The organism is Streptomyces sp. NPDC001902, from assembly GCF_042891295.1.
Taxonomy (GTDB): domain Bacteria; phylum Actinomycetota; class Actinomycetes; order Streptomycetales; family Streptomycetaceae; genus Actinacidiphila.
The window spans coordinates 208,284-233,007 of record NZ_JBIATA010000011.1 but is presented as its reverse complement, the minus strand read 5'-3'; the positions used below and the strand labels follow the sequence as shown (position 1 = coordinate 233,007).

Here is a 24,724-nt window from a genome sequence, read left to right as displayed (position 1 = left end):
CGGTGGCTGCCTGACGACAGCAACCATGCGCAGACGGATGTGGAAGTAGAAAGAGCCGTGTCCCACCCCACCCAACAACCCACCACGCCGGACACCACCCTCGGCGACCTCCTGCCCGCACTCCGCTGGGGGGACCCCCGCCAGCTGGACCCGGTGCTGGGCGACCCTCGCCTGCCGGACACCTGGTGGCTGGGTGCGCCGCTGGCCGACGCGGTGGCCACCGTCACCGCACAAGCAGTGGCGCACCGCGCGGCCGCGGCTCTGCGCACCTACTGGCCGTACCTATCACTGGACGCGGCCATGCCGAGCCTGCGCTTCTGCCTCGAAGGCCAAGAGCAGGACCTCAGCGCCACCATCCAGCAAACTGTGGCCGACATGCCGATCGCCCAGGGCGACGAGATCCTTGGCGCCCTGGTGCGCGCCCAACTACGGTCCTTCGAACACATCGGCCGCACCCTGCACACCCCAGGCGACCGCGCGCGGGCCGACGGCCCACGGGCCGTCGGCGACGCATCCGACATCAGCGCCCAGGCCGAGGCCCTGCTGCGGGCGTTGCCCGCCGCTGCACCACCGCACATCAAAGAAGCCGCGGAAGCCCTATACGCCTGGGCGCACGCCAAACCTGCCGCGTCGGATCAGGATGACCAGCCCGAGGCGAGCCCTGCCGACACAGCGGAGCCCGCGCCCCTCACCGTGGAGCACGCACTTCTGGGGGAGCCTCTCGCGATCCTTGACGAGTTGGTGGGTGGCTGGGATGAACGCCAGCTCGCCATCGCCGAAACCCGGCTCTTCGGCACCGAACGCATACCCCTGGAAATCCTCGGCCAGCAGTTCTCGGTGACCCGTGAACGGATCCGCCAGATACAGATCACTTTGGAGGAGCAGTTCCAGGACTGGCTGCGCACCGGAGCCGGCCGGCCCTTCCACGGCCACCTTCTGGCCGTTCAGGACCTGCTCGGCCCGGTCGCCACGGAGGCGGAGCTCCAGCACATCCACGCACAGCACCCGCTGACCGTGCCCGGACTCAAGCTCCCGCTGTGGCAACTGGTCGCCTCTTGCCTCCCCGACCGCCAGTGGAACCATGGGTGGGTCCTGCAAGGCGACCTGCGTGACAGGCAGGAGCAGACCCGCCTCGCCCTGCTGGCACGGTGCGAAAAGTCCCCGCTGCCATGGCCTGAAGCAGTGACGCTGCTCGGCGACCTCGGTATCCGGGAGCAGGACGCCCAGGCATGGCTTGAGGACCTGACCGGCTTCCGCCAGGTCGACGGCCATCTGCTGCCCTGGGGACGCTCGGTCAACGAACGCGCCGAGGCCATCCTCACCTTGGCGGGCCAGCCCTTGTCCACCGAAGAGCTGCGCAGCCGACTCGACGACGGCACCGCCCTGGCCAGCCTGCGCAACCAGCTCCAGGCCGACGAGCGCTTCATGCGCCGAGACCGGGACGTGTACGGGCTGCGCCGCTGGGGCGGCATCGAGTACCTTGGTATCCGCGAGATGATCGTCCGCGAGCTGGAGGCGGCTGGCGGTGAGGCCAGCAGCGAGGACATCGTCACCGCGCTGTGTGCCCAGTTCGACGTCCAAGACAAGTCGATCCGGGCCTACCTCAGCGGTCCCGGATTTGAACGCCATCGGCGCGGATGGGTGCGACTGGCGGCGCCTGATGTTGATACAGCAACCGACTACCAGCCGCGCCGCGACGTCTCCCACACCCGGCGCTGCTTCCAGACCGGGCAGGGCATCTGGTGGTACCGGATCGACGTCACCCGTGAGCACCTCCGCGGTTCCGGCTTCCCGGTGCCCATGGGCTTCGCCGTTCACCTCGGCCTCACCCCCGGCAACAAGCTCGAGCTCACGCACCAGGCGGGCGAGGTAGTCCTCGCCTGGGGCAATCAGCCCCACTGCGGCTCACTGCGCCCCCTGCTCAACGAGCTGCATGCCGTCGAGGGGGATCACGTGTTCCTCGCGGCCAAGGACGGTGCACTGCGTGCGCAACGGATCCCGCATGAGCCCGAGCACCTACTGAGTGACATGGAGCGAGCGCTGCGCCTGATGGCTCTGGCGGGCCAGGTCGCCGAAACGGAGATGCCCGCCGTGCTGGGGCGACGCATCGGGCTGGCCGACGCGACCACCATGCAGGAGGTCCACGCCCACCTGCGGGTACGCGGCGACAAAGACATCCTGTCTTTGCTGGAGTCGCAGCAGGAGGACCCCGATGCTACACAGGCCGACGCCCCGGATCTCCCAGCGGAGACGGCACCCGTCCACGCCCCAGCCGAGCCGGCCGACCGTCGTAGGAATGGGGCCGCCGCAGCGCAGTTCCGCCGTGATCCGGCCTGGGATGAAGAGATCATCCCACTGCTCAACGACGACTTTGAAGCCCAGCACATCGCCCTGGCCCAGGCATTGGCCGCCCGCGGGAAGGCGGCTCCGGTCTTCGGCTACGAACTCGGCGACAGCGGCTGGCTAGCCGACTTCGCCTGGCAGGACACCGGCGTCAAGATCGCCGTACTCCCCGAGCCGGACCACCAGACCACTGGCGAAGCCGAGCAGCGGGACGCCGCTTATCGCGCCGCAGGCTGGACAGCACGTACCGCCGGCCAGTGGCTCGTCCGTCTTGACGAGCTCGCCGCCGCGCTGCCGGACACCACGCCTGAGTCCTGACATCGCAGCGACTCGCCTTTAGCTACCACCCTTCCCGGAAGGCCTCCACCACGATGACCGCCCGGCTCAGCCTGTACCAGAAAGCAGAGCAGGAGCTCTACCGCCTTGACCGCTCGGTCAAGGCGAAGTTCTACGACTTCACCCACCGGTTCCGCGAAAACCCTTATGGCAACGGCTTGCAGCTCAAGCAGCTCAAGGGCGACTCGCGGATCTACTCCGCGCGGATCGACGACTCCTACCGAGCGTTGCTCGTACGGGCAGGGACCGAGCCCGACGGCGGCGAGAACTGGCTTGTCATCGCCGTCCGGCACCGTCGGGACGTCTACCACCAGGCAACCGCCGCGATCAACCGTGTCTCCGGAGAGATCGAATTCATCGACCTCTCCGTCGTCGGCGGGGACGCCCTGCGTCGTGCAGGAATCGAACTCACTCCAGCCGAACCCTCCCCAGACCCGCAGACGGCGGACCTTGCCAGCCCCGCCGCAAAGGGCGATTCCCCACCGGCGCCCGCTGACGGCGCGCCCCCGCTCCTTCAGGGCCACTCCCCGCAACTGTTGCGCGAGCTCGGTGTCGCCGAGCCGCTCATCGCCCTGGCGCTGACCCTGACCCGCGCCGAGGACCTCGACCGGCTGCTGGCCGAAGCACCACTGCTGTCCAAGGACGTCCTATACGGGCTGGCCGCCGGCTTCACTCCCGAAGAAGTCCGCGCGGAGATCACAGCCCAGGTCGCCACCGACGACAAGGTCGACACCGACGACTTCGGCGCCGCGTTGTCCCGCACCACGGTCACCACCGTCGACGACGCCCTGCGCAAGGTCTTGGAGGACGGCGACTTCCAAGCCTGGAAGGTCTTCCTGCACCCCACCCAGGCGCGCCTGGTCAACCGGGACTACAACGGCCCAGCCCGCGTGTCCGGCGGTCCCGGAACCGGCAAGACCATCGTCGCCCTTCACCGGATCAACCACCTCGTCCGGCAGCTCCCCCCGGGACGCAACAAGCCGATCCTGCTGACCACTTTCACCAAAAACCTGACGGCCGACCTGAGCGACCGTCTGGCCGAACTCATCGACGACCCGGCGCTGCTCGCTCGGGTCGAGATCGCCCACATCGATCAGCTCGCCCACAAGGTCGTCAGCGAAAACAGCCTCGCCGGGCGTTCCAAGCGTCGTGTGGACGACCGCACCGCATTCGCCGAACTGCGCGAGGTGCTGGCCGAGTCGGCCCTCGTGGGCACCTGGGAGCCGGAATTCCTCATCGAGGAATGGGAACACGTCATCCTCGCCCAGTCCGTTCCCACCCGGGCCGCCTACTTCCAGACCCGTCGAGTCGGTCGCGGACGCGCACTGACCCGCCCCGAACGCGACCAGATCTGGAAACTCCTCGACCAGTTCACCACCCGACTTGACCGCAAGGGCATCGAAACCTGGGGACAGGCTGCCGAACGTGCCGCCCGCTTCGAACAGCAACGCGTCGCGCGTATCGAAGCTCGCCGCCAATACAGGGAGCAGGTGGGCGGCCGCGAGCTGATCCACCGCGATGCCGAGCTGTCATTGGATGACCTGAACTACCGCTACCAGCACATCGTCGTCGACGAAGCCCAGGACCTACGTGCCGCCCACTGGAAGATGCTGCGTGCCATGGTCGCCTCGGGCGCCAACGACCTGTTCATCGCCGGCGACGCCCACCAGCGCATCTCCGACAACCAGGTCTCCCTCGGCGCCCTCGGCATCAACGTCCGCGGCCGCTCCGCACGCCTGTCGCTGAGCTACCGCACCACCAAGGAGATCCTCGCCCGCGCCCTGACCGTCATGTCCGGCGAAGCCTATGACGACCTCGACGAAGGCACCGACACCCTGGCTGGTTACCGGTCCGTCCTCGCCGGCCCCACCCCGGAACTGCGTGGCTATCCCACCTGGGATGAGGAACTCGAAGGCCTCGCCACCATCCTGCGAACTTGGTGCGATGAACTCGCCGTCGACGTGCACGGCGCCGCACACGGCACCCGCGGCCTGATCGCCGTGGCAGTCCCCAGCCGGGATATGGCCAGCCAGGTCATGTACCACCTCGCCACTGAGGCCAACTTGGCTTGTGCGGAGCTGACGTCTGACGGCCCGCGGGGGGACGGCGATATCCACGTCGGTACCATGCACCGGTTCAAGGGCCTGGAGTACCAGCGCGTTGTTCTCGCCGGCGCGAGCCGGAATCTGGTGCCGCGAGCCGATCACATCGACCGCTTCCGCGCAGAAGACCCGGCGCGCTACAGGCGGGAGTTGCGCAAGGCCAGGTCGATGCTCTTCGTGGCCAGTACCCGGGCGCGCGATGCCCTCGCGGTCACCTGGCACGGGGAGCCGAGCCCGTTCCTCGTCGAGTAGCCAAGCTGCGGAAGCTGGTGGCGAGGCTCCCCTGATGGGGCTCGCCACTCCGGCATGCACTCGTCCACGATTGGTGTACCGGCGAGCTGACTCCCGCTCTGCGTATTCACGTCCGGGCTTCGCCTTGGGGTCCGCTTATGCAGAAGTGTAAGGCGTCTTCGATTGCCCGGATGTCACAGGTGTGGCGTGATATCTGCATTTGTATGCTTCGCGCTTGCAGGAAGAGGTGGTACTCGTCGTAGCCCATGTGTAGGGCAAACGCGTCAGCCGTGTCTGCGAACCCAATTGGAGGGCGAGTAATCCTTCCGAGGTATCACGTACTCGTGATCAGCCCTACGGACCGCGGGCGAAGTCTGGCCAAGCTTGATATTTATGAGACCATCTGGATGGTGGCCAGTCTGTCAGCCTTCTCGTCGAGCACTTCTCAGGCGGCAGGGCTCTGAGGGCTTACTCAGGCAGAGCAGCTCACGGTTGATGTGCCCGGGCAGGCGGCTCAAGTCGACAGCGGCAGCCTCTGACGGAGGCGGGCAAGGCCAGCAGTCGGATCGCAGTGAGCAGCAGATTGTCCGAGTTGGGCTTCGGGTCCGGTAGCACTGGTCGTTCCGGGGCGGAGCTCAAGCTCGTTTGTTGCAATTTGATCGGACGTCAGTTGGAGGAACGCGTGCGCAGCTACACTGACTGGCATGGCGCCTAGTCACAACAGCACCTCGCTCCAGCTCACGCTCAGCGGTATCGGTGAGCTCCTGAGCGGAAGCCGGCTCTCCGTTCCACAGTTCCAACGTTCCTATTGCTGGTCCGTTGACCAGGAGGTGAGGGACTACTGGGACGATATTTCGCGCGCCGTTGGCTCTGGCGAGGAGTACTTCCTGGGGACGATCGTGCTAACCCTGGAAGGTCCTGACGAACGCAAGACGATCATTGATGGCCAGCAGCGCCTGGTGACTTCTTCGCTGTTCATCGCAGCTATACGTGACCAGCTGCGAGGACTGCGCGACGAGAAGGCCGATTTGATCGGTACAGACTTTCTTGCTCGGGAGACTTGGGACTCCGATGGCAAGGAAGCGCGGCTGCGGCTAAACGAGGAGGACGACCCGCTCTTCCATGCGATCGTCGCCAAGAACCAGCTACCGGTCGGACCGATCAAGAAGAATACTTCTGACATCGACAAGGCATATTTGTATTTCCGCGAGAGGATCGGCGATCTGGCGTCCAGTTACGGCGACAAAGCGAAGGACGTCTTGAAGGAGTGGATCAAGTACCTCAAGACCAAGGCCCAGTTGGCCGTAGTCGAGACTTCCAGCGAAGCCGATGCTTATGTAATTTTTGAGACGTTGAACAACCGTGGTGCGGATCTGACGACCGCGGACCTACTGAAGAACCATCTTTTCGGGGTGGCCAAGCAGCATCTTGATGCTGTCAGGAACAATTGGGTCAAGGCTGTAGGGGCGCTCAACCTCACCGCTGCCGACGCGAAGTTCACCGCGTTCCTGCGCCACTACTGGAGTTCGCGTGTAGGCAAGGTGACCGAACGGGAACTGTATGCCCGTATGAAGGCAGAGATCAGGCAGAGCTGGGAGGCATTGGAGTTCTCCAAAGAGCTGTTGGAAGCTGCCAGGATCTACTCAGCGCTGTCGGATGCGAACCACCAGCTATGGAAGGAGAAGTGCTCACACAAACTCCCCGAGGTGGACACGCTGGCCATGTTCAATCTTGCGCCCAACAAGATCCTCATGCTTGCTGCTGTCGAGAAATTTGATGCCAAGCAGTTGGAGGCGCTCATGCGAGCCCTCGTTAACTGGTCCGTGAGGGGCATGGTCCTCGAGACGATCAACAGTGGGCGTACCGAAGAGAAATACTCTTATATCGCCTCGGAGATTCGGAAGGACACCGTTACGAAAGTCCACGAAGTTCGACAGATGCTGACGGACACCGTTGCAGCCGACGGTGACTTCCGTGACCAGTTCGCCCTCGCTACTGTCCCCAAGTCACGTGGAAAGATTGCGCGCTACTACTTGGCTGCACTGGAGCGCACCAAGGCGAACAAGCCTCAGCCCGAGCTCGTCCCCAACGAGAACGCCAACATGGTCAACCTGGAGCATGTCTTCCCGCAAAACGCGGATCAGGGCGCATGGCCGGAGTTCGACCGTGCCGAAGAGGCCGAGCGGTGGATCTATCGTCTCGGTAACATGGTGCTGCTTCCCAGTGGCCAGAATTCCAAGATTGGAAACAAGGGGTTCGTCGAGAAGGCGGAGTTTTTCCAGAACTCGGAGCTTGCTCTGACGCGTGAAGTCGGCGAGACCTCCTCTTGGAGTCCTGCTGCAGTCGAGGCACGCCAGGAGCGGCTGGCGGAGCTCGCGGTGAAAACCTGGCCGCGGTGATGGCGTGCTGTCGGCTGCTTGGACGAGGTCGCTTCAGGTGGCTCGTTAATCCGCCCATGGTATCGGTGTCGTGCGCCTGCGAGGCGACTGCCAGCCCCGGGGCCGTCAGACGGTGGCGATCCGGCAGCCCGTCGTCGCTATCGCGTTGTCTGCGGCCGCCAAAGCACGCGGACGCCCGCGGGGCGACGGATCGCGTCTCTTGGAGTCACTGCGCGCATCGGACAGCGATGATTGATCCGCCGTGCCCTGCAGGCGGTGTTGCAGGCTTTGATCGAGGCGGAGGCCACCGCGGTGATCGGGGCGGCCCCACGCCAGCGCACCCCGGAAAGGACCACGCACTGCAACGGTCACCGCGAGAGGCTGCTGACCACCGCGGCTGGTGACATCGAGCTGCAGATCCCCAAACTGCGGGCCGGCTCGCTCTTCCCCTCCCTCCTCGAGCGCCGCCGACGCATCAACCAGGCCCTGTTTGCCGTGGTGATGGAGGCCTACCTGCACGGATGTCCACCCGCAGCGCGGGCGACCTGGTCAAGGCCCTCGGTGCGGACAGCGGGATATCCAAGTCGGAGGTCTCGCGGATCTGCGCGGGCCTGGACCAGGAGGTCCGGCTGTTGCGCGACGCCGGGCTGGTGGAGTCCGTCGGCAAGGCGACCGGCACGAACCCGTCGGGGCGACCGGTCAGCGAGCAGTTGTGGAATCTCACCACGGCCGGATTGGCCTCGGCCGCGACCGAGCTGGGCTGGCCGCTCGGAGAGATGGGCGGTACCGCGCGGGTGGCGGCCGGGGCTGGCGCGGCGCACGCGGTGAAGGTGACCGACACCATCGACGCGTTCCTGCAGTCGCCGCCGGAGCCGACCAAGCCGGTTGCCCGCCGCGGCACACTGCCCGCCGCCGGGCCGATGAAGCTGCTGCCTGCCAGTGCGCCAGGGCTTGGCACTCTTCGCGGGTGGCGCGATGGAGGATGCGCTCGGCGTCTGGACCCGGTCCGGACACACGCTGCTGGACTTCTCCGTGTCCTCGGAGGACGGTTGCGAGTGGGAATTCGAGACGTCCTACACGCTCTCCGCATTCGTGGGGCTGCGCGCCGAAAAGCTGTCGCCGAGCGGCGCGTACGGCACCACGCGCACGGTGTACGACGCCGACACCGCCGGGAGCAGCACGGTCTCGGGGTCGCTGGAAGAGGTCGAGGTGGCCACCTCTTGGCCATCCGCATCGAGGGCGTACAGGTCGAAGTCGGCGGCGGAGCCCGGCCATCTGACGTCGATGCGCAGGCTGTGACCGGCGTCGTAGCCCGCAGGCACCGACACCTTCAGGGCGTAGTCGTCGCAGGGTTGCCCTTGCCCGCAGCTCACCGTCCCGGCAGTGCCGGAGACATTCGGGACGGCGAAGGGCCCGGCGCTCCACGTGGCCGTGAGCGCGGTGTCGCTGACCGATCCGGAGGACGGGGTCGCGGCGTCGGCCGGCACACTCGGCAGGGTTCCGGCGACGAGCACCAGCAACCCGACGGCGAGCCGCCCCCGCGACCGCAGGTGGTGGTGAAGACGACGTGCGAAGAGGAGAGCCACAGGTACCTCGTGGATTCGCGAGTCGGATGAAGGGTGGCGGTACGGGTGAAGCCTTCATCTGCTCTACGGGGAGGCAGGCGGTGTCCGTCGCGAGAAACCGAACTCTTTTCGAAGCGGGCCGGACGGGTGCTGAGGGGGGTTGGCCGGAGTTGGTGAGGCAGATCGCTCGGGGGCAAGAACGTCGCCCGGCCCACCGCGGCTCGACCGCAGTGAAGCCCGCCGCCCCAGCCCGGCCGCGCCCGTTCCTCTCGAAAAAGTGCCCCCGCGCGACCGCGCGAGGGCACTTACGGAGGCCTGGTCAGAGGGCGTCGACGCCGCTCACCTTCCAGCCGTCGTTGGTGTTGGTGAGCGTCATGCGCACCCTGTTCAGGTCCAGCCGCGGCTGTGGGACCTGAGTGCTCTGGGTGATCTGGTTGACGAAGAGCAGGACGACGGCCCGGTCCCGTGTGGCCGACACGACGGACACCGCCGGGGCGTCACCGTCGGGTGGTGTGGCCACGGTCGCCTTCACCACACCGTGGTACTTCGTCGCGGTCGGCGCGACCACCGCCTTCGTGGTCTTGCCGTACTGCTCGCGGAAGTGCCCGGTCAGCAGGGTGCGGGCACGGGAGAAGTCCCGGTCCAGGTGCCGGTAGTCGTACGACAGCACGACCGGCGCCGCATTCCGCGCGGCCGCGAGGGCCTCGTCGCGGGCCTGCTCCGCCTGCCGCCCCTGCTGGTACTCCCGCTTGAGTACGGCGGCCGCGACCAGGGCCGCCACGAGGACGATGCCCATTACCGCGGTGAGCACGCCCCGCCCGGTGTTGCGCGGGGACGCACCGCCCTCCGTCTTCCCCTCGAACGACTCGGGTGACTCGGGCTCCGGCGGGTCCTCCCAGCCGTTCGGCGGGGGATCGATGAGCAGGGTGCGCCCGGAGCGGGTCTGCTCTTCCTGGTGGGCACCGCATTCGCGAGGCGCAGGCCGTCCGGCGCGCTTGGCTGCCGCGCGGGTGGCCGCGGTCATGGTGCGGCGGGCCGGTGAGCCGGTGCCGCGGGTGCTGCGGAAGGCCGGGTTCGCCACGGTGTCTCTCCTCATTGTTGGTCTCACGGCGGGGTCAGCCCACGAACACGACGTCGGAGGTCAACCAGCGACCTGCTACATATGCGAGGTCGAGCTGGAGCCGGTAGGTGCGCGCCTGGCCCTCGGGCGCGGCGGTGTTGGTCACCTTGCTGTCGGCCACGACCAGGACCCGGGCCGAGCGCCCGTCGTACCGCACGATGCCCGTTTCCAGGACCTGTCCGTCGGACACCGACTTGTTCTGTGCAACCAGCCTCGTCAGTTGTTCGGTCTGCGAGGCGAACTCCTTCTTGAACTCGCCGGTGGCGTTCGCCAGCACATTGGCGCTGTCCCGGTCGTAGTGCCGGTAGTCGAGCGAGGTGAAGCTCAGCGCCGACTGGCGGGCCGCAGCCAAGATGTCCTGCCGGCGCTGTTCCGCCGCGCGCTGGTCGGACAGCTTCCAGCCCAGCCAGACACACAGCACGGTCGTCAACACGGTCGCAGCGACGAGCCCCGCAGACAGCAGCCTCATGCCGCCTCTCACACCATCGGTCCCACGAGCAGCCATTGCCACGACTCCTTTCCGAACACGGCCTGTTCCCCGCCCGTCGAGCCGATCTCGAGGAGCGTTCCGTCCGGGCCGGTCACGGTGCCGGTCTCCGGGTCGTACGGGGCCACGAACGCGGCCTGGTCACCGCTGTGCGGGCCGGTGGCGCCGGGCGCGTTCTGCGCTCCGCGCACCGAGGACTTGCTGCCGCGCGGTAGCGTGCAGCGCGCGTCGGTGTTCGCATGGCGCGTGCCGGTGTCGGCTGGGTCGCGCCGCTGGGTGTTGTAGCCCTGGGTGCAAGCGGGAGGGTCGTCGGCGTTCACGGTCAGCCCGAAGTGGGTGGTGCCGTCGCCAGGGAGGACCGTGTAGCTGCCCGCGACAGTGAGTGGGAGCGTGACCAGGGCCTGTTCGACGCCGGGCAACCGGGCCACGGTGATCTGGCCGCCGCTGATGAGGTTGGCCAGCAGGATCGGCACGTGCGGCCGCGTGGACTTCAGCAGCGAATCGACCTGCCGCGCGGCGGGCACGGTGCTGCCGATCAGCCGGCGAAGGTCGCCGTCGCTCGACTTCAACTGTCCGGTGAGCGTGGCGAGATCGCGGGAGAACGACTTGATGGCCGAGCCCTGGTCGGCCTGTGTCCTCAGTACCTTCCGCGAGTCCTCGATCAGCGAGACCGTCTGGGGGAGCGACTCGGACGCCGCCTCCACCAGCGCGTCACCGGAGTCCACCAACCGGCTCAGGTTCGGTCCGGTGCCGGAGAACGCCTTGCCCAGCTCGTCGACGGTGACCCGCAGATCGTCCTTGCCGACCGAGTTGACCAGCCGGTCGAGGCTGAGGACCAGGTCGGTGACCGGCAGTGGGGTCCGGGTGCGGCTGCGCGGGATCGGGCTGCCGTCCCTGAGGTACGGGCCGCCCGACCGCCGCGGCTGGAGGTCGACGTACTGCTCACCCACCGCCGATCGGGCGGCGACCACTGCGAGCGTGTCGGCCGGGATCCTCGGGGCGCCGTCCTCGATCCTCAGCGCCACCGAGACCCCGGATCCGGTCAGCTGCAGATCGCCCACGCGGCCCACCGGCACCCCCCGGTAGGTGACCTCGGCACCCGGGAAGACGCCCCCTGACTCGGCGAAGTCGGCGCGCACGGTGTACCCGCGGTGCAAGACGTCGTCCACCAGGCCCGTGTACCGGGCGCCGACGTACGCCACCCCCAGAGCGGTGATGGTCGCGAAGGCCAGCAACTGGGCCTTGACCGTACGTGTGATCACGGCAGTATCCCCTTCAGCATCAGCTCGGCGAGCGCGGGATCGACCCCGGGCGGGAAGCGACGCGCGCCGTCCCCGGTGCCGTAGGCGGCGGTGCACACCGGCGGGCAGAGCAGGGTGCTGCCGTGGGAGGGCGTCGAGGGCACGGCGGGCGCGGAGGGCACAGGGGGCACGGACGGGATGCCCGGCAGGGACGGGACGGACGGGAGAGGGATGGGAGTGGGGTGGCCGGGAAGATGCGGTGTCCCGGGGGCCGGGGACTTCCCGCCCTTGCCCGGCTTACCGGTGACGTTGCCGTAGAGGTCCGCCAGGTCGAGGTCGGCGGTGATCTTCAGGTTGACGTAGTCGCCCTTGACGGCGTCCGTCGCGTTGCGCGGGAACGGGTACGTGGTGAGGAGTTCGAGGGAGTTGGGCAGGTCGTCGCCTGCTCTGTTCAGCTCCTGCAGAATGGGCTGGAGCTTCTTCAGGTTGGCGACGGTGTCGTCGTGGGAGGCGTTCACCACCCTGGTGCCGGTCTTGCCGAGCCTGGACAGGGCGGTGAGCATCTTCGTCAGGTCCTCGCGCTGGTCTGCGAGGGCCTTCAGGGCGGGCGGCATGGTGTCGACGGCCAAGGCGATCGTCTTCTTCTCCCTCTTCAGCCGCTGCGCGAGCCGGTCGACGCCATTCAGCGCGCGCACGATGTCCGCCCGCTGGCCGTCGAGGCCAGAGAGGAAGATGTCGAGCTGCTTCAGCAGGGACCGGACCCGGTCCTCGCGGCCGCCGAGGGCTTGGTTCAACTCGATGGTGATCGTCTTGAGCTGCGCCACCCCGCCGCCGTTGAGCAGCGCGGACAGCGCCGACAGCACTTCCTCGACCTCCGGGTTGCGGCCGCTGCGGGAGAGCGGGATGCGGTCGCCGTCGCCGAGACGTCCGACGGGGCGTGTGCCGGCCGGTGCGGACAGGGCGACGTACTTCTCGCCGAGCATGCTGGTCTGCCTCAGATCGGCGACCGCGTTGCCGGGCAGCTTCACCGAGTCGGCGATCCTGAGCCGTACGCGGGCGTGCCAGCCGTCCAGTTCCACCTTCTCGACCGTGCCGACGGTGACGTTGTTGACCTTGACCGACGACTGCGGCACGAGGTCCAGGACGTCCCGGAACTCGACGGTGACGTGGTAGGCGTGACCGTCCGAGGCCGCGCCGCCGGGCAGCGGGACGTCATACCAGCCGTTGAACTCGCAGCCGGTCAGCAGCAGCGAGCACACCGCCGTCCAGGCGGCCACCCGCCCCTTGCGCCGCACGCTCATGCCGGTGCCCCCAGAATGCCGCCGAGGGTCTTGTCGACCGAGCCCGTCGACGCCGGGACCGGCGGAACCTCGGGCAAGGAGGCGAAGAGCTTCTTCAGCCCCTCGCAGTTGTCATGGTCGTCGCCGGTCGTCTTCAGGATCGAGCAGAGAAGGGACGACGGGTCCTGGGAGGTTTGCACGTTGTTGCGGGTGTCGAGAGTGCCGGCGGAGGGGTTGTAGGCGTTCTCCAGGTTCGACAGGCCCGTGGGCGCGACGGTCAAAAGCTCCTCCAAAGCGTCTCGTTGGGTGACGAGGACCTTGGTGACCTCGGCCAGGCCCTGCACGTCCGAGGTCAGCGCCTTCTTGTTTCCCTTCACGAAGCCGGACACGTCGCCGAGTGCGGCAGCCAGGTACTTCAGCGCGGCCGCGAGATCCTTACGCTCCCCGGCGAGCTGCCCCGCCACGTCGGCGAGGTCGGTGTTGAACGACCGCACGCTGGCGTCGTCCGCCGCCAGCGCGGCCGTGAACACCTGAAGGTTCCGCACGGTCCCGAACAGGTCGCCGCGCCCGTCGGACAGCGTGGTGACCGCCTGGGACAGGTCCTGCACCGTCTGGTTGAGGCTTGCGCCCTGCCCCTGGAGGTTGTCCGCGCTCACCCCGAGCAGCCGGGACAGCGAACCCTTGTTGTTGGCACCGTTCGGGCCGAGCGCCTCGGCGGTGGTGTGCAGGCTGTCGAAGATCCGGTCCAGCTCGACGGGAACAGCCGTACGGGACTCGGGGATGACGGCTCCGTCCCGCAGCACCGCGCCCTTGCGGTACACCGGCAGCAGCTGCACGTAACGGTCGCTGACCACCGAGGAGTTGACGATGGCGGCCTGTGCGTTGGCGGGGACCTTGCGGCCCCTGTCGTATTCCAGCTCGACCCGTACCCGGCCGCCCTCCGGCGTGATCTTCCTGACCTCGCCGATGCGGACACCGAGGACGCGGACGTCGGAGCCGGGGTAGATGCCGACAGTCCGAGGGAAGTACGCCGTGACGCGGACGGGGCCGGGGCCCGGCCAGAGGACGACGGCGAGGCCGACGACGATCGCGAGCGCGGTGAACAGGGCCAGGAGTCTGCGGGTCATCGGGTGTCTCCCGTCCGTGGCGTGACCGGGGCGGCGACCATGTTCTGGATATAGGAGTCGAACCAGCGGCCGTTGCCGAGGGTGTTGGTGAAGAGCCGGACGTAGGGGGCGAGCAGCCGGACGCTGCGGTCGAGGTTCGCCTGGTTGCGTTCGAGCATCCTCAGGAAGGTGTTGAGGTTCTTCAGTGCGGGTCCGATCTCCTTGCTGTTGTCGTCGACCAGGCCGGACAGCTCGATGCCCAGCAGCGCGGAGCTCTTGAGCAGCTTGTGGATCGCCCAGCGCCGCTTGTCGATCTCCTTGAACAGGGCGTCGCCGTTCTTCACCAGTGCGGAGACGTCCTTCGTGTGATCGGCCAGCACCTCGGTGACGCCGTTCGCGTGGTCGAGCAGCTCTCGCAGCGTCTTGTCGCGGGCGGCGACGGTCCGGGATATCCGCGACAGTCCCTTGATCGACGCCCGCACTTCCTCGGGGGAGTCCTGGAAGGTGTCGGCGATCGTGTCCAGTGCCTTCGCGAGCCGGCCCGTGTCGACCTCCTCGGTGGTGGTCGTCAGGTCGCTGAAGGCCTGGACGACGTCGTACGCCGACACGGTCCGCCGAAGCGGGATCTCGCTGCCCGGCTTCAACTGGCCGGGCCCCTTTGGGTGGAGGGCCAGGTACTTCGCGCCGAGGATCGTCTTGACACGGATCGACGCCCCCGTGTCGGTGCCGAACGCCGGGCGGCCCTTCACTTTGAAGGTCACCTTGACGTGGTCGCCGTCCAGGTCGACGTCCTCGACCTTGCCGACCTTGACCCCGGCGATCCGTACCTCGTCGTCCGGCCTCAGCCCGCCGGCCTCGGAGAAGGCCGCGCTGTAGGTGTCGCCGCCGCCGATCAGCGGCAGGCTGTCGGCGTTGAAGGCGGCGACGGTGAGCAGCGCGAGGACGGTGAGGCCTACGGCGCCGACGACGACCGGGTTGTGCTCGCGGAAGGGTTTCAGGCGTGGGCGTGTGAGCCGGATCCCGGGCAGCTTCGACGGTAGGACGCGCACCTTCGCGAGGGGTCCCTGGCGTGGTTCGGGCTTCGGCAGCAGCCCGGGCAGCTTCGGCAGCTTCGGTGGCAGGACCGGGAACCTCACCAGCGGCTCGGGGCGGCGGCCATCGCGCCGCCTGATGCGGAGGCTCATCCGCCACACCTCGCCCGTGCCACGTGCAGCTCCGGGGTGATCACCTGCTTGGTCTTCGGCAGCACGATCCGGCCGTCGAAGTCGCAGAGGTAGAAGTTGAACCACGAGCCGTACGAGGCCGTCCCCGTCAGCTTCTCGAGCTTGTTCGGCAGCCGTTTCAGGACGCCCTCGACGGTGTGCTCGTTCCTGTTCAGCGTCCCGGTGAGATCGCCGAGCCGGGCGATGTCGTCCTTCAACGGTGGACGCGCGTCCTTGAGCAGCTCCGACGTGACGTCCGTGAGGTCGCCGATGCTCACCAGCGACTCCCCGATGGGCTTGCGGTCGGCGGACAGCCCTGCAACCACTCGGCGCAGCTGCGTCAGCAGTCCGGAGAAGCGGGAGCCGCGCTCGTCGAGGGTCGCCAGGACGGTGTTGAGGTTGTCGATCACCGATCCGATCAGCTTGTCGCGGTCGGCGAGGGTGCTGGTGAGCGAGGCCGTGTGCGTGAGCAGACTGTTCACCGTGCCGCCCTCGCCCTGGAGGGTCTGGACGATCTCGGTGGCGAGCTGGTTGACGTCGTTCGGGCTGAGCGCCGCGAACAGCGGCTTGAAGCCGTTCAGCAGGGCGTTGAGGTCCAGCGCCGGCTCGGTCCGGGACAGCGGGATGGTGCCGCCCGGCCGCAGCCTGGCGGTGCCGTCGCCGGTGCCCTCGGTGAGTGCGACGTACCGCTGCCCGACCAGGTTGCGGTAGCGGACGACCGCGTGGGTCCCGGCGAGCAGCGGCCGGTCCGCGCTGACGGTGAACGTGACCTCCGCCAGCGCCCGGTCCTTGATCCGGATGCCCTCGACCTCTCCCACCCGTACTCCGGCCACCCGGATGTCGTCGCCGTTCTCCAGCCCGGTGACGTCGGTGAACACGGCGTGATAGGTGTCCTTGGGGGTGAAGGAGACGTTGACGATGGTGGCGGCCAGGAGCGCCGTCGCCGCGATCGTGACCAGCGCGAAGAGGCTGAACTTGATCAGCGGGGCGGCGGTCTGCCGCGCTCCGGACCCGCTCACGCGACACTCACCGCCGTTCCGCGCGCCAGCGGCCCGAACAGTAGGGTCGCCACGGGCGGCACCTCGTCCGCGGGGACGCCCATGACGGGGGCCACGAGCGAGCCCACGGCCCGCTGCTCGGCACGGGTGGCGGACACGTCGGCACCTCCGGGGAGTGCGCCGCCGGAACCTCCGGCCGACGTACCGTCGTCGAGACGGGGCTTCGGCCCGGGCACCTGCGGATGCGGCAGACCGCGGCAGTTCGGGCCGGACCGGGCGCCGTACGCCGGCTCCTCGCCGGGCCGGTACGCCTCCTGCGGCCGGACGACCTCAAGGGTGATCCGCATCTCGCCGCCCCGGAACGCTTCCTCGGATGCCTTCTCCTGCCGGACCAGGCCCTGGAACAGGCACGGGTACTCGGGGGAGTATCGGGCGAACAGCTCCAGCGTGGGGCGGGAGACCCGGCCCAGGGTGATCAGCCGGTCGCCGTTCTCGGACAGGAAGTCATTCGCTGTGCCCGCCACGGAAGCGGTCGCGCGCAGAGCCGACACCAACTGCTCCCTCTTCTCGACGATCGTCCGGCTGGTGGTGACGGTGTTGCGCAGGATCCGCATCAGGTCGGGCGCGGCGTCGCCGTACACCTCGGCGACGTCCGCGAACCGTGTGATGTCCTCCTTCAGGGAGGGCATGTGCGGGTTGAGGCGGCGCAGATAGCCCTCGACCCGGGTGAGATTGCCTCCGATCCGGTCGCCGCGGCCCTCCAGCGCAGTGGCGAACGCCGACAGCGTGGCGTTGAGCTCACCCGGCCGGACCGTGCGCAGCAGCGGCAGCAGGTCGTTCATCAACTGCTGCACCTCGATGCCGACCTTCGTTCGGTCCTGGGTGATGACGTCACCCGCACGGATAGGCCGAGCCGACGCGCGAGCCGCGCCGGAAGGAGCGACCAGGTCGACGTACTTCTCGCCGAACAGCGTCTTGGGCAGCAGCCGCGCGTGCACGTTCGAGGGGATGTACGACACGTACTGCGGCTTCAGCGCGATGTCCAGGGTCGCCTTGGTGCCGTCTGCATGCACCTCGCGCACCTCGCCGACCAGCAGCCCGCGCAGCTTGACGTCGGCGCGTGCATCGAGCTGGTTGCCGAGGGTGTCGGCCTCCAGGGTGATGGGCACCACCGAGGTGAACGCCTGCTGGTACACGGCCACCGCGAGCGACAGCAGCAGTGCGAGCACGGCGAGGAAGGCAATGCCGTAGAGCCTGAACCGCATTCTCTGCATGCGCACCGCTCTCACCCCGCCACCCGTACCGTCGTGTTGGCGCCCCAGATCGCCAGGCTCAGGAAGAAGTCCAGGACGTTGATGGCGACGATCGAGGTCCGCACCGCCCGGCCCACCGCGACGCCGACACCGGCCGGTCCGCCACTCGCGTGGTAGCCGTAGTAGCAGTGCACCAGGATGATCAGCAGAGCAAAGACGATCACCTTGCCGAAGGACCAGAACACATCGACGGGCGGCAGGTACTGGTGGAAGTAGTGGTCATACGTGCCGGTCGACTGCCCGTAGTAGCCAGTGGTGATGGTGCGGGCGGCCAGGTACGAGGACAGCAGCCCGATCACGTACAGCGGGATCACCGCGACGAAGCCGGCGATCATCCGCGTCGTCACAAGGAACGGCAGCGACGGGACGCCCATCACCTCCAGCGCGTCGGTCTCCTCGCTGATCCGCATCGCACCCAGCTGCGCGGTGAACCCCGCCCCGACCGTCGCGGACAGGGCGAGTCCGGCCACCAGCGGGGCGATCTCCCGAGTGTTGAAGTACGCCGACAGGAACGCCACGAAGTTCGAAGTGCCGAGCTGGTTGAGGGCCGCATAGCCCTGAAGGCCGACCTCGGTGCCGGTGAAGAAGGAAAGGAACGCGATCACACCGACCGTGCCGCCGACGACGGCGAGCGCACCGCGCCCGAAGCTCACCTCGGCAAGGAGCCGCAGGACCTCCTTCTTGTAGCGCCGCAGGGTGCGGCCCGTCCAAGCCAAGGAGCGCCCGTAAAAGGACAGCTGGGCACCCAGCTCTTCGAGCGAGCGCAAGGGGCGATCGAGGAGGTTTTGCGGTCTCATCGGCTAACCCCTCTGCGGGACGACTTGGAAGTACACGGCCGTCATCACGAAGTTGGTCACGAACAGCAACATGAAAGTGATCACCACGGACTGGTTGACGGCATCGCCCACGCCCTTCGGCCCGCCCTGCGCCGTCAGCCCCTTGTACGAGGCGACGATCGCAGCGATGGCCCCGAACACCAGCGCCTTGATCTCCGCCGCCCACAGGTCAGGTAGCTGAGCGAGGGTGGTGAAGGACGCCAGGTATGCGCCGGGCGTGCCGTGCTGGAGAACGACGTTGAAGAAATAGCCGCCCGCAACACCGACCACCGAGACGAGGCCGTTGAGCAGTACGGCTACCACCATCGACGCCAGCACCCGCGGTACGACGAGCCGGTGGATCGGGTCGATGCCGAGCACCTGCATCGCGTCGATCTCGTCCCGGATCTTGCGCGCCCCGAGGTCCGCGCAGATCGCCGTGCCGCCCGCGCCCGCGATCAGCAGCGCGGTGACGATCGGCGATGCCTCCCGCAGCACGGCGAGCACGGACGCAGCACCAGAGAAGGACTGCGCGCCCAACTGCCGGGTCAGACTGCCGATCTGCAGCGCGATGACCGCCCCGAACGGAATCGAGACCAAAGCCGTCGGCAGGATCGTGACGCTCGCGACGAACCAAGCCTGCTGAATGAACTCCCGCGCCTGGAAGGGCCGTCGGGGCAGGGACCGGACGACGTCCAGCGCCATCGCGAAGAGGCTGCCCGAGTGCCGCAGCACACCCGTCGGGGAGAGTCTCATGTGCCCCTCACCCCCCTCTCGTGCAGCTTGGCCTCGCGCCTCGCGATCGCATCCCAGCGGGGCGAGCGGGTGATGCCGGGGCTGGGCAGCAGGCGCGGGGTCAGCACATCGGCCCGAACACCCTCGTCGATCCGGGCCAGCTCCTGCTCGACCTGGGCCGCGTCCTTCTCCTCCGCCATGCCGATCGGCCCCTGCATCCGGCCGTTCAGGAACTGCCGTACGACGGGCTCGTCACTGGCCAGCAGCTCTTCGCGGGGCCCGAACATCACCAGCTCGCGCCGGAACAGCAGCCCGATGTTGTCCGGCACCTGACGGGCCGAGGCGATGTCGTGGGTGACGATGAGGAAGGTCGCGTCGATCTGTGCGTTGAGGTCGACGATGAGCTGATTGAGGTAGGCCACGCGGACCGGGTCCAGGCCCGAGTCCGGTTCGTCGAACAGGATGATCTCCGGGTCGAGGACCAGGGCACGGGCGAGCCCGGCCCGCTTGCGCATACCGCCGGAGATCTCGCCGGGCAGCTTCCCCTCAGCGCCGATCAACCCGACCATGTCCATCTTTTCGAGAACGATCCGCTTGATCTCGCTCTCGGACGTGCGGGTGTGCTCGCGCAGGGGAAAGGCGATGTTGTCGTAGAGGTTCATCGAGCCGAACAGCGCGCCGTCCTGGAACAGCACGCCGAACAGCTTCCGCACCTCGTACAGGTCGCGCTCGCGCAGGCGGGTGATGTCCCGGCCCGCGACCTTCACCGATCCCCGCTCCGGCTTCAGCAGCCCCACGAGCGTTTTGAGGAACACCGACTTGCCCGTCCCCGAGGGGCCGAGCATCACCGAGACCTCCCCGGCAGGCAGCGTCAGCGAGACGTCCTGCCAGATGACCTGGTGGCCGAAGGACTTGGTCAGCCCTTCCACACAGATCTCGACACCCATCCGGTTCCATCCTTCGCCCGTGGAGCAGTTCCGACAACTGCTCTACGGGGAAGAGAGGTGCGTCCGTCGCGGCGAACCAAGAATTTTTTTGCGGACGTGTGTGCGGGGCGCTACGGCAGCTTCGGCGACGACGTGAGCGAAGGCGTCCCCGGGCTGGAGACAGACAGCGGAGGTACGACCGAGGTCGGGGGAAGCGACGGGAGCGACGGGAGTGACGAGGCGACCGACCCCGTCGGCAGACCCGGCACGACGGTCGGCAGGCCCGTCACGGCCGTCGGCAGCCCCGGCACCTTCGGAACCTCGGGCACCTGAGGGACCTGCGGCGCCGAGGGCGGAAACGCGGACACGTCCGCCAGGGATGGCACCGGCACCGGCAGAAACGATCCCCCGGTGGGTGAGGGCGTCCGGCCCCAAGACCCGTGCGCCGGCGACGACGGGGTGGGTGTTGCGGGGGCGGGCCCCCGGCCCGTGACCTCGCCGTGCAGGAGCCGCGGGTCGCTGGACACGGCCGGCCGTGGCGCCGGCCCACTCCCGTTTCCGCCCGCGTCGAGCGCGTACGGCAGCACGAACCCCGCCACCACCAGGGTTGCCGCCGTCGTAGTGAACGCGACCGCCTGCGCATTGCCGCCCCCGCGCAACCGTCCGCGCCCGACCAGGAACAGCACCAGCCCGAGCGTTCCGGCCAACGAGGCACGCAAAGTCCGGCGGGCCCGGGCCAACAGCGACTCGACGGTCCGGTAGCTGAGCCCCATCCGCACCGCGACCTGGTTCACGTCCAGGTCCTCGGACCTCAGCCGAAGCGCCTCCGCCTGCCGGGCGGGCAATTCGCCGCTGCGCACCGCCAGCCACTTCGCCTCGGCCCGGTCGCACACCGCCTCCTCGACGGGTACCGGGCCCGGTGTCATGAGTGCGGGGCGGCTGCCCACCTCGGCCTCGCGGTTGACCTGCCGGTGCCGGTCAACGCACAGCCGCATCGTTACCGTCGTCAACCAGGCGCCGAGCCGCTCGTCGTCGAGGTCCGGGCGCTCCGCGGCTCGCAACATCGCCTCATGAACGGCGTCCTCGGCGTCCTCCCGGCTCACCGATCGCCGCCGGGCCACCTTGAGCAACTGCTCACGATGGCTCCACAGGCGCTGCCAGCGCTCGTCGGCGGCCGCTGTGTCCGCAGGCATATCCGTCGCCATGAGGGCCCGCCCCTTCGCACTCACCCGTCGGTACGTGCTTCCGACGTGGCGAGATTACCGCCGAGTAGTGGCAGTTGTGGAGAGGCGGACACCCATCGCGTTCCGGCCCTGGCCAGTGGTCAGCGGCCAACCTCAGGCAGCACCCCGCCCCCGGGCAGCGAGAGGGGCAGTTCGGGGACGGGAACCAGCGGCGTCGCGGACGCCTTCGGGACTCCGGCCGCGAGGGACGGCCTGGGGGAGGGTGAGGTGGGCGACGTCGACGGCATGCGCGAAGGACCAGTGCTCGGCTTCCGGTCGTCCGACGGCTTCGGCGGCGCAAGCTTCTGCCTCTTCGGGCCGGACGGCTTCGGCCGGACCGGCCGGGATCCGGCGGATGCGTCCGGCACCACGCGGTGACCGGTCAGGTAGTACACGTACCACGCCTTGACGGCGCGCAGATAGGCGTCCGAGTGGTTGTAGCCCAGTATCGCCCGGTCCAGGTCGGCCGGGTTCGACAGGTCCCGGCCGCCCGCGCACAGGTAGCGGCCGGCTGCGAGCGCCGCGTCGTACACATTGTTCGGATCCGTCCGACCGTCGCCGTTACCGTCCGCTCCCCAGCGGGCCCAGGTGGACGGGATGAACTGCATCGGACCGACCGCGCGGTCGTACACCGCGTCCCCGTCGTACGCGCCGTCGTCGGTATCCGCCACGACAGCGAAGGCGCCGCCGGTCAGCCGCGGGCCGAGGATGGGCGCCACGGTGGTACCGTCCCGAGTCACCCAGCCGCCCCGTGCCTGCCCTGACTCCACCTGGCCAATCGCGGCCAACAACTGCCAACGCAGGTGGCAGCGCGGCGCGGTACGCGCCAGATCCTCCTCGGCACGCCGGTACGCGGCGAACACACTCGCAGGCACATTGCCGCCAGTCACTCCCTGTGCCATGCCCTTCTTCCGCGTCCGCAGCGGTGGAAGTTCGGTGCGGTACGGGGTGTCGCCGGAAACGCTGAGGCCGTGCTCGGCGGGTGCCGCCTTCCGTGCGGGCTCTTCGGCTTCGGCCGTGACCGCCCTTGGCGCTTGTGACGCGGTCAGCACGGCAATCGCCGCCGCCGCGATCGCCGTACCCCTGGCACCCCTCAGTGTTCCGATGAGCGCACGCACTGTCATCGTGCAGTCCCCTCCGTGCATGAATCCGTCGTCTGCTCTACGCGGCCGGAGGGCAGGTCCGTCGCGCAAAAATTTGGGGATCGGGCGGGCGCCTCTTCAGAGGGCGTGGCGGCGGGCCAGACGTGTGGACGATGTGGGGTCTGGCTGACGCTGTTCCCCTTCGTGTCCCGCGCCGTCGTGCGCAGGCTGGCGAACCGGGCCCTGGACGGTGCGTCGAGCTGCGCCTTCCAGCTGTTGCCTGACTGCCGCAGTATCGTCTTGCGCCAGGTGGCGCCGTCGTCGTAGGAGACTTCGAGGGCCGTCGTGCGGACCACCCCCGCGTCCGTCGCGCCCTTTAGGTGCGAGGGCGTGACCACCAGGTCGGTGCGTCGGTGGGCCTTGCCGGACACGTCAGTGGCCACGGCGTAGTCGAGTTGCACCAGCGGCAGCGGCGTGAGGACGGTGTAGTCCGTGGTAGCGGAGGTGAAGCTCCACTCGGTGCGGGTGCGGGTCGAGTACGGGCGGTCGGGCATGTTCCGCTCACCCTCTACCACGATCCGGTAGGGCTGCGGGTCCGGCGACAGTTCCTCGACGGTGACGATGCGCTGGTTGTAGTCCTCGCCGAGTAGCTGGTCGCCCTGGTACAGCGAGATCTTCGACGTGGCGCCGTCGACCCAGGCGATCCCTGCATGGCCACCGGAGTCGCCCCAAGCTGGCACCAGGGATGTGCTGATGACATCGCCGATCCGGTAGGGCGCCTGCTGACTGATGCCGTCGTTGAGCAGACGGGGGCGCTGGATGGGGGAGAACCAGATCTCGTGGGTGACGCTTCGCGGTGCATACGAGCGTGCGACACCTCCCTGACCGAGGTCCCCTGTGCCCGCGCCCGGGATCCAGCGGATGTCGGATCCCGCCGTGACCCATGAGGTGAGGGTGCCCTGGGCAGCGACCGCTGTTGCTTGGCGACACATCAAGCCGTCTCCCAAAACGGACACGTCACAGCGACCTTCAGTCGCTTCAGTTTGTGTCGTGTTGCGGAATGACTCGTCGATGCGCGCAAGCTCTCCGGAGCCGGGCCGGTAGGACGGATCCTTCGGGACCGAGCCCTCCTGGTGGCGGATCAGGTCGTAGACGTAGCGCGGGTACGGGTGCGAGACCACCTTCAGCGTCGCGGTCCCGGGCTTGCGGAGCCGCTCAGCAGCCGCGCGCTGTCGTCGGTGCCGAGCGAGGCCACCGGGAGCGGGGCGCCTTCGCGTAGGTCGGCCCAGGGGTCGTACTTACCGTAGCCGTTGTTCAGGATCAGCAGCTGCCGTGCGCCGGCCTTCGCCGCCGCGGCCCCGCCTGGTCGGGGGCGGTCCCCTGGGCGCGGACAGGCCCGCCCGGTTCTGGCCGCACGGGCTGTGCGCCCGCATCGGGCCGCGCGATTCCGCCCCGTCTGGGGGCCACCTGACCGTTCGTCGGGTCGAAAGCTCGCTGACGAGAGGAAGCCGGCAACGCGGCAGCCGGATCACTCGACCACGTCCTCCGCGGGCGCATAGGCCGCGAGCGTCGCACCGGGCTGATCAAGGCACAGGAGTTCTATCGTGCGGGCGGTGCGATCAGAGATCGTTCAAGACGATAGTAGAACGGCGTATCTGCGCAGCAGCGACGCGCCAGCACTCTGAGCACCGGAATCGCCCACACGTGCTGTGAGGAGGTGGTCGGAGGCAGGATTGAGAGGTACATATGGATTTGTCGACTGTGTCTGCGGCCTCGGGCGGAGGGCCGGTGCCCCTCGGCAAGGAGTCTGCGTGGCTCACGCAGCGTGAGAGGGAGGTCCTGGGTCTCGTCGCCCAGGGGGAGACCTACGCCGTCATCGCCCGTCGGCTGAATCTGAGCCTGCACACCGTGGACACGTACATGCGCCGCCTGCGTCAGAAGACCGGAGCGGCAAACCGTACGCAACTGACCGTCTTCGCCCTCGGGATGGGACACGCGGACTGCTGATCGTGAACCCGTGATGCGGTGCGGGGCCCAGGGGGGACGAGCATGCCGCTGGTGGGCTCCGCCTGGTCGCTCGGCTCGGTCAGGCCGATCGTGGAGGCTCGCGTGAGGGTGTTCGCAGCGGGCGCCGACGTCGACCGGTGACGTCTGCTGTCACAGCGGGTGAGTGAAGCCGGAGACGATCCGGCGTGCACGCGCGCTACCCGGGCGGCGTAGCCCGCCGTCCGCCTTTGGGTC

19 protein-coding genes and 1 pseudogene are annotated in these 24,724 nt (G+C 68.3%); 5 read left to right on the top strand and 15 right to left on the bottom strand.

From position 1 onward, the window contains the following. The first annotated feature begins 57 nt into the window (after positions 1 to 57). The 4 genes and pseudogenes from ACFYYN_RS20275 to ACFYYN_RS20260 form a co-directional block, all read left to right on the top strand. On the top strand, positions 58 to 2,661 hold the full coding sequence (locus ACFYYN_RS20275) for a hypothetical protein (protein ID WP_500546929.1): 2,604 nt from the start codon (positions 58 to 60) through the stop codon (positions 2,659 to 2,661). 53 nt (positions 2,662 to 2,714) lie between these two features. Beyond that, complete coding sequence (locus ACFYYN_RS20270; protein ID WP_500546928.1) at positions 2,715 to 5,033, top strand: UvrD-helicase domain-containing protein; 2,319 nt, start codon at positions 2,715 to 2,717, stop codon at positions 5,031 to 5,033. Positions 5,034 to 5,716: 683 nt separating this feature from the next. Beyond that, positions 5,717 to 7,411, top strand: a complete 1,695-nt coding sequence (locus tag ACFYYN_RS20265) for a DUF262 domain-containing protein (protein ID WP_500546927.1) — start codon at positions 5,717 to 5,719, stop codon at positions 7,409 to 7,411. Positions 7,412 to 7,556: 145 nt separating this feature from the next. Then, positions 7,557 to 8,040, top strand: a pseudogene (locus ACFYYN_RS20260) (transposase); the annotation flags it as partial. Positions 8,041 to 8,463: 423 nt separating this feature from the next. Here ACFYYN_RS20260 and ACFYYN_RS20255 read toward each other — a convergent pair. From ACFYYN_RS20255 to ACFYYN_RS20185, 15 genes are all read right to left on the bottom strand, one after another. Further along, the gene (locus tag ACFYYN_RS20255; RefSeq protein ID WP_500546954.1) at positions 8,464 to 8,976 is read right to left on the bottom strand and encodes a hypothetical protein; all 513 of its coding nucleotides are present in this window, start codon (positions 8,974 to 8,976) and stop codon (positions 8,464 to 8,466) included. Between the two features lie 298 nt (positions 8,977 to 9,274). Beyond that, positions 9,275 to 10,036: an Rv1363c family protein gene (locus ACFYYN_RS20250; RefSeq protein ID WP_500546926.1), complete on the bottom strand. Its 762-nt coding sequence runs from the start codon at positions 10,034 to 10,036 to the stop codon at positions 9,275 to 9,277. A gap of 34 nt (positions 10,037 to 10,070) precedes the next feature. Beyond that, positions 10,071 to 10,544, bottom strand: coding sequence for an Rv1363c family protein (locus ACFYYN_RS20245; RefSeq protein ID WP_500546925.1), 474 nt, complete (start codon positions 10,542 to 10,544; stop codon positions 10,071 to 10,073). An 8-nt stretch (positions 10,545 to 10,552) separates the two neighbouring features. Next, complete coding sequence (locus tag ACFYYN_RS20240; protein WP_500546924.1) at positions 10,553 to 11,824, bottom strand: MCE family protein; 1,272 nt, start codon at positions 11,822 to 11,824, stop codon at positions 10,553 to 10,555. Then, positions 11,821 to 13,104 carry an MCE family protein gene (locus tag ACFYYN_RS20235; RefSeq protein ID WP_500546923.1) on the bottom strand — a complete coding sequence of 428 codons (1,284 nt, stop codon included), beginning with the start codon at positions 13,102 to 13,104 and terminating at the stop codon, positions 11,821 to 11,823. The genes ACFYYN_RS20240 and ACFYYN_RS20235 overlap by 4 nt, the downstream gene beginning before the upstream one ends. Then, positions 13,101 to 14,210 carry an MCE family protein gene (locus tag ACFYYN_RS20230; protein ID WP_500546922.1) on the bottom strand — a complete coding sequence of 370 codons (1,110 nt, stop codon included), beginning with the start codon at positions 14,208 to 14,210 and terminating at the stop codon, positions 13,101 to 13,103. Before ACFYYN_RS20230 ends, ACFYYN_RS20235 begins: the two co-directional genes overlap by 4 nt. Continuing rightward, positions 14,207 to 15,373, bottom strand: coding sequence for an MCE family protein (locus tag ACFYYN_RS20225; protein WP_500546921.1), 1,167 nt, complete (start codon positions 15,371 to 15,373; stop codon positions 14,207 to 14,209). The genes ACFYYN_RS20230 and ACFYYN_RS20225 overlap by 4 nt, the downstream gene beginning before the upstream one ends. Next, positions 15,370 to 16,410, bottom strand: coding sequence for an MCE family protein (locus ACFYYN_RS20220; RefSeq protein WP_500546920.1), 1,041 nt, complete (start codon positions 16,408 to 16,410; stop codon positions 15,370 to 15,372). The genes ACFYYN_RS20225 and ACFYYN_RS20220 overlap by 4 nt, the downstream gene beginning before the upstream one ends. After that, the gene (locus ACFYYN_RS20215) at positions 16,407 to 17,663 is read right to left on the bottom strand and encodes an MCE family protein (RefSeq protein ID WP_500546952.1); all 1,257 of its coding nucleotides are present in this window, start codon (positions 17,661 to 17,663) and stop codon (positions 16,407 to 16,409) included. Before ACFYYN_RS20215 ends, ACFYYN_RS20220 begins: the two co-directional genes overlap by 4 nt. An 11-nt stretch (positions 17,664 to 17,674) precedes the next feature. After that, positions 17,675 to 18,499 carry an MlaE family ABC transporter permease gene (locus tag ACFYYN_RS20210; protein ID WP_386993463.1) on the bottom strand — a complete coding sequence of 275 codons (825 nt, stop codon included), beginning with the start codon at positions 18,497 to 18,499 and terminating at the stop codon, positions 17,675 to 17,677. 3 nt (positions 18,500 to 18,502) lie between these two features. Further along, positions 18,503 to 19,273 (bottom strand): MlaE family ABC transporter permease, encoded by a 771-nt coding sequence (locus tag ACFYYN_RS20205; protein WP_500329982.1) that lies wholly within the window; start codon positions 19,271 to 19,273, stop codon positions 18,503 to 18,505. Further along, the gene (locus ACFYYN_RS20200) at positions 19,270 to 20,199 is read right to left on the bottom strand and encodes an ABC transporter ATP-binding protein (protein WP_500546919.1); all 930 of its coding nucleotides are present in this window, start codon (positions 20,197 to 20,199) and stop codon (positions 19,270 to 19,272) included. The genes ACFYYN_RS20205 and ACFYYN_RS20200 overlap by 4 nt, the downstream gene beginning before the upstream one ends. A 110-nt stretch (positions 20,200 to 20,309) precedes the next feature. Continuing rightward, positions 20,310 to 21,383 carry an RNA polymerase sigma factor gene (locus ACFYYN_RS20195; RefSeq protein ID WP_500546918.1) on the bottom strand — a complete coding sequence of 358 codons (1,074 nt, stop codon included), beginning with the start codon at positions 21,381 to 21,383 and terminating at the stop codon, positions 20,310 to 20,312. A gap of 119 nt (positions 21,384 to 21,502) precedes the next feature. Continuing rightward, the gene (locus tag ACFYYN_RS20190) at positions 21,503 to 22,525 is read right to left on the bottom strand and encodes a lytic transglycosylase domain-containing protein (RefSeq protein WP_500546917.1); all 1,023 of its coding nucleotides are present in this window, start codon (positions 22,523 to 22,525) and stop codon (positions 21,503 to 21,505) included. Next, positions 22,522 to 23,664 carry a hypothetical protein gene (locus ACFYYN_RS20185; RefSeq protein WP_500546916.1) on the bottom strand — a complete coding sequence of 381 codons (1,143 nt, stop codon included), beginning with the start codon at positions 23,662 to 23,664 and terminating at the stop codon, positions 22,522 to 22,524. The genes ACFYYN_RS20190 and ACFYYN_RS20185 overlap by 4 nt, the downstream gene beginning before the upstream one ends. A gap of 607 nt (positions 23,665 to 24,271) precedes the next feature. On the opposite strand from ACFYYN_RS20185, the gene ACFYYN_RS20180 reads away from it, so the two are divergent. After that, positions 24,272 to 24,490, top strand: coding sequence for a response regulator transcription factor (locus ACFYYN_RS20180; RefSeq protein ID WP_500359552.1), 219 nt, complete (start codon positions 24,272 to 24,274; stop codon positions 24,488 to 24,490). The last annotated feature ends 234 nt before the right edge of the window (positions 24,491 to 24,724 follow it).